Source organism: Pseudomonas sp. EB271-G4-1 (assembly GCF_058791355.1).
The window spans coordinates 1-3,694 of record NZ_JBYTEO010000088.1 but is presented as its reverse complement, the minus strand read 5'-3'; the positions used below and the strand labels follow the sequence as shown (position 1 = coordinate 3,694).

Annotated in this window: 3 protein-coding genes and 1 tRNA gene; 2 read left to right on the top strand and 2 right to left on the bottom strand. The window is 55.1% G+C overall.

The features are described from left to right. Positions 1 to 26: 26 nt before the first annotated feature. Positions 27 to 542 carry a cell envelope protein SmpA gene (locus AC3WWR_RS28145; RefSeq protein ID WP_083349668.1) on the bottom strand — a complete coding sequence of 172 codons (516 nt, stop codon included), beginning with the start codon at positions 540 to 542 and terminating at the stop codon, positions 27 to 29. Between the two features lie 321 nt (positions 543 to 863). Between AC3WWR_RS28145 and mgtE the strand changes: the two genes are divergently transcribed. Next, positions 864 to 2,306, top strand: coding sequence for a magnesium transporter (gene mgtE, locus AC3WWR_RS28140; RefSeq protein ID WP_020800785.1), 1,443 nt, complete (start codon positions 864 to 866; stop codon positions 2,304 to 2,306). A 99-nt stretch (positions 2,307 to 2,405) separates the two neighbouring features. Here the strand turns inward: mgtE and AC3WWR_RS28135 are convergent, their stop codons facing one another. After that, on the bottom strand, positions 2,406 to 2,732 hold the full coding sequence (locus AC3WWR_RS28135; protein WP_008066583.1) for an Arc family DNA-binding protein: 327 nt from the start codon (positions 2,730 to 2,732) through the stop codon (positions 2,406 to 2,408). A 581-nt stretch (positions 2,733 to 3,313) separates the two neighbouring features. Between AC3WWR_RS28135 and AC3WWR_RS28130 the strand changes: the two genes are divergently transcribed. Continuing rightward, positions 3,314 to 3,390: transfer RNA gene (locus AC3WWR_RS28130), tRNA-Arg, on the top strand. The last annotated feature ends 304 nt before the right edge of the window (positions 3,391 to 3,694 follow it).

Sequence of the window (3,694 nt, the reverse complement as noted above, 5' to 3'; positions counted from 1 at the left end):
GCACCATACAAACAAAAAGCCCGCCTTTAAAGCGGGCTTTTTGCCGTCTGGGATTTGGCTTTTCCCTTCGTACATCCTCTTTCGTCGAACTCGATGCTGGCGCTGCGACCTCGCTTGGCTTGGTAGTGGTAGCGGGTGCTTGAGTTTCGAATGCTGATCTTGTCTGGCTTGCCCAGAGCGCTTTCGACATCCTTTTGGGTCATGCCGGCGATCACGCGCTGATTGATGATTGCTTCGCGGCGCTCGCTGGCGCTGATCAGGTTTGCACATTTGTCTACTGCCCGACCGACAACCAACGGATCGCGGTGATCGATTTTCAGGTTCGATGTTTGCCGCTGCTGTTGCGGCGCAAGTGGGATATTCGTGCCAGGCCGGTAAGGGTTCACCTTCTGGTAGGAAAGGCTTTCGTCGATGGCGCAGCTCATCGTGGTAAAGGTGATGCGCCCGTCAGGCGCCTCGCAGCGGTTAATCGTTGCGCCAGGTGCGTCGAGCGGCAGGTAGAGCAGGGTGGCGAGCCCCAGGCTGGATAATCTCGATGGCATTGCGCGTCCTCCGTGACGGCTACCGATCAAGGCTAGCGCCTGCATTTTCCATCGCTAGTGTGTTTTCTTTTCGAGATGAGTCGTCGCACTTTCAAGTGTCAGGCGCGCACTCAGGATTGTTTCGCAAGCGCTTGTTTCAGCCGCGATTTTTTAACGTTTTAAGCCGTCAGTCGGTGTATGATTGCGCCCGTCAGCCCCGCCGGGGCTTTTGGATTACCTCCATGGACTTACCCAGTAGTTACTCAATACCCCGATTTTCCAATCATGAATTGACTGATTGATCCTTCCGGCGCACCCCGCTGCTGGGAGTGGAGTTCGCCTATGTCTGAAGTAGAAGTAAAGAAAACGCAGGAAAGCTTGCAGGACCGTCTGGCTCAAGTTGTTGAGCTGTTGCAGCGTCAGCGAGTAGTTGAAGACCTGACTCATCGCCAGGAAGGTCCGAATCAGGATCGCGTCGAAAACCTGGTTCACCGGCAAAATCTCGTTGAGCTGCAACGCAAGCTCGATGACCTGCACTCCGCCGACGTCGCCTATATTCTTGAAGCCCTGCCACTGGATGACCGCCTGACACTCTGGCAGTTGGTCAAGGCTGATCGCGACGGCGACATCCTGCTCGAAGTATCCGATTCGGTTCGTGAAACCCTGATCGCCGACATGGACGATCACGAGCTCCTGGCTGCGGCCAAGGACATGGATGCCGACGAACTGGCCGACCTGGCCTCCGAGCTGCCTCGAGATGTCGTCCATGAGCTGATGGAGACCCTCGATGCCCAGCAGCGCGAGCGTGTGCGCTCGGCGTTGTCCTATGACGAGGACCAGGTCGGTGCGTTGATGGACTTCGAGATGGTCACCATCCGTGAGGATGTCAGTCTCGAAGTGGTCCTGCGCTACCTGCGACGCCTGAAGGAGCTGCCAGGCCATACCGACAAATTGTTCGTGGTTGACTACGACGGCGTGCTCAAGGGTGTGCTGCCGATCAAGCGCCTGCTGGTCAACGATCCGGATAAGCAGGTTTCCGAGGTCATGGCCAGCGATCCGGTGAGTTTCCATCCGGATGAAGAAGCCTACGATGCTGCCCAGGCGTTTGAGCGTTACGACTTGATTTCGGCCCCCGTCGTTGACAAGAACGGCAAATTGATCGGCCGTCTGACCATTGATGAAATGGTCGACCTGATTCGTGAGGAGAGCGAAAACGAAGTTCTCAACATGGCAGGTCTGCGTGAAGAAGAGGATATTTTCGCGTCGGTCTGGAAGTCCCTGCGTAACCGTTGGGCCTGGCTGGCAGTGAACCTGATTACCGCATTTGTGGCTTCCCGGGTAATTGGCCTGTTCGAAGGCTCCATCGAGAAGCTGGTGGCGCTGGCTGCATTGATGCCGATCGTTGCGGGTATCGGAGGTAACTCCGGCAACCAGACCATCACCATGATCGTTCGGGCCATGGCGCTGGACCAGGTGAGTACAGGTAACACTTCGCGTCTGATGCGCAAGGAGTTGGCGGTTGCCTTGATCAATGGCGTGATTTGGGGGGGAGTCATTGGCGTAGTTGCCTACCTGCTTTATGGCAGCTGGTCGCTCGGCGTGGTAATGACCGCTGCCATGACCCTCAATCTGTTGCTGGCGGCGTTGATGGGGGTCTTGATCCCGATGACGCTGGCGCGACTTGGGCGTGATCCTGCCATGGGGGCGAGTGTGATGATTACCGCCATGACCGATAGTGGTGGTTTCTTTATCTTCCTGGGGCTGGCAACGATTTTCCTACTCTGAGGTGCTTGTTCCAAAGCCCGCCCTACGGCGGGCTTTTTTTTGCCAAATTTCAGGCAAAAAAAGCCAGCGATCAGGCTGGCTTGAACTTGCGGGGACGAATCAGGAGGCGTCTGCAGTCATTTCGGCATCATGGGCGATCAGTGAGACAAGCGCATTTTGCTGGCGGTGAGAGAGTTGGCGGAAGCGCTGAAGCAATTCGCGCTCGTGCAATGACAGCTCCGGGCTGTCCAGCCGCATGCTCAGCTCTTCGCCCAGTGCGCCTTCCTGAATGAGACTCTGCTCCAGGCGCGCAATGATCTCGGAGTTCATGCTGCGGTGATGATTGCGAGCCACCTCGGCAATGCGTTCACGCATTCCGTCTGGCAGACGTACGACGAACTTGTCAGCCGTACGGCTGGAATAAATTGCCTGTTTCAATGGGCGCATATATTTAACCGGTTAGTTCAGGGGAGCGGTTCTCGGGATTGGCCGCAGGATGTCAGATAGGACAAGCGCTCTGGCCAAATGTTCAACCTGAATTGGTAGAGGCACGCATCATGCCTCAAAATCGCCAGTTCATTGGCGTCAATTCTGTGACAAATATTGAGCTGGCTAAAGGCGTTATGCCAGCACCAATTGTCAGAAATGCGGACTGGTTTTGAAAAAAACACCGGGTCCGTGTCTCTGGCCGCGTCCTTTGCCCCCGTAACTCCTGAAAAAGCCGAGGGGCATCCCATGCGGATTCGATCACTGTTCCTTATCTGTACAGGATAGTGGCAAATGGCCGATTTACTAGTGTTAGTCGTATGATGAGATTCATTTGGGATGGGTGGCAGGTCGATTTTCCCTGGGGTGGGCTTCGTTGGCGGCGCGGGCACTGGTTCGCTTCTGCTTCGCTCGTTAAAACTTCAAGCCCTTGCGTGACATCTGCCTACACTTAAAAAGCCTACGCATGACATGACAAAGGCAGGTTCGCCCGTTAACATGCTCGCCGTCTATCGCTACGCGTCTCTTCGCGGGCATCTTGTGTCTCAGTAGCTCAATTGGATAGAGCATCCCCCTCCTAAGGGGAAGGTTGGCAGTTCGAACCTGCCCTGGGACACCATTCAATCAAGTCTTCAGCTGTTCATAATTCCCGCTCCAGGCCTTTATGGGTTCACGGCGGGTGCAAATGGATTGCTCGAGGCATAAAAAGGCCCTGCTCAGATGCGTATCTGGCAGGGCTTTTTCATTTATGTGGCAAGCACCTGGGCATCCTTTCCGGTTTGGGCTCTTCTATATAGAGGAAGAGGCGACTATTTCTGCATCAAGTACCTTTTTGCCAGGAAACCAAATCAATGCTTGACGGCAGATTCTGGAAGCCTATAATTCGCCCCACTTCCGGCGCAGTCGAAACGGAAAACTCCTTG

Coding starts and splice junctions, on each gene's coding strand:
- AC3WWR_RS28145 (WP_083349668.1), bottom strand. CDS start 542: ATGCCATCGAGATTATCCAGCCTGGGGCTCGCCACCCTGCTCTACCTG.
- mgtE (WP_020800785.1), top strand. CDS start 864: ATGTCTGAAGTAGAAGTAAAGAAAACGCAGGAAAGCTTGCAGGACCGT.
- AC3WWR_RS28135 (WP_008066583.1), bottom strand. CDS start 2,732: ATGCGCCCATTGAAACAGGCAATTTATTCCAGCCGTACGGCTGACAAG.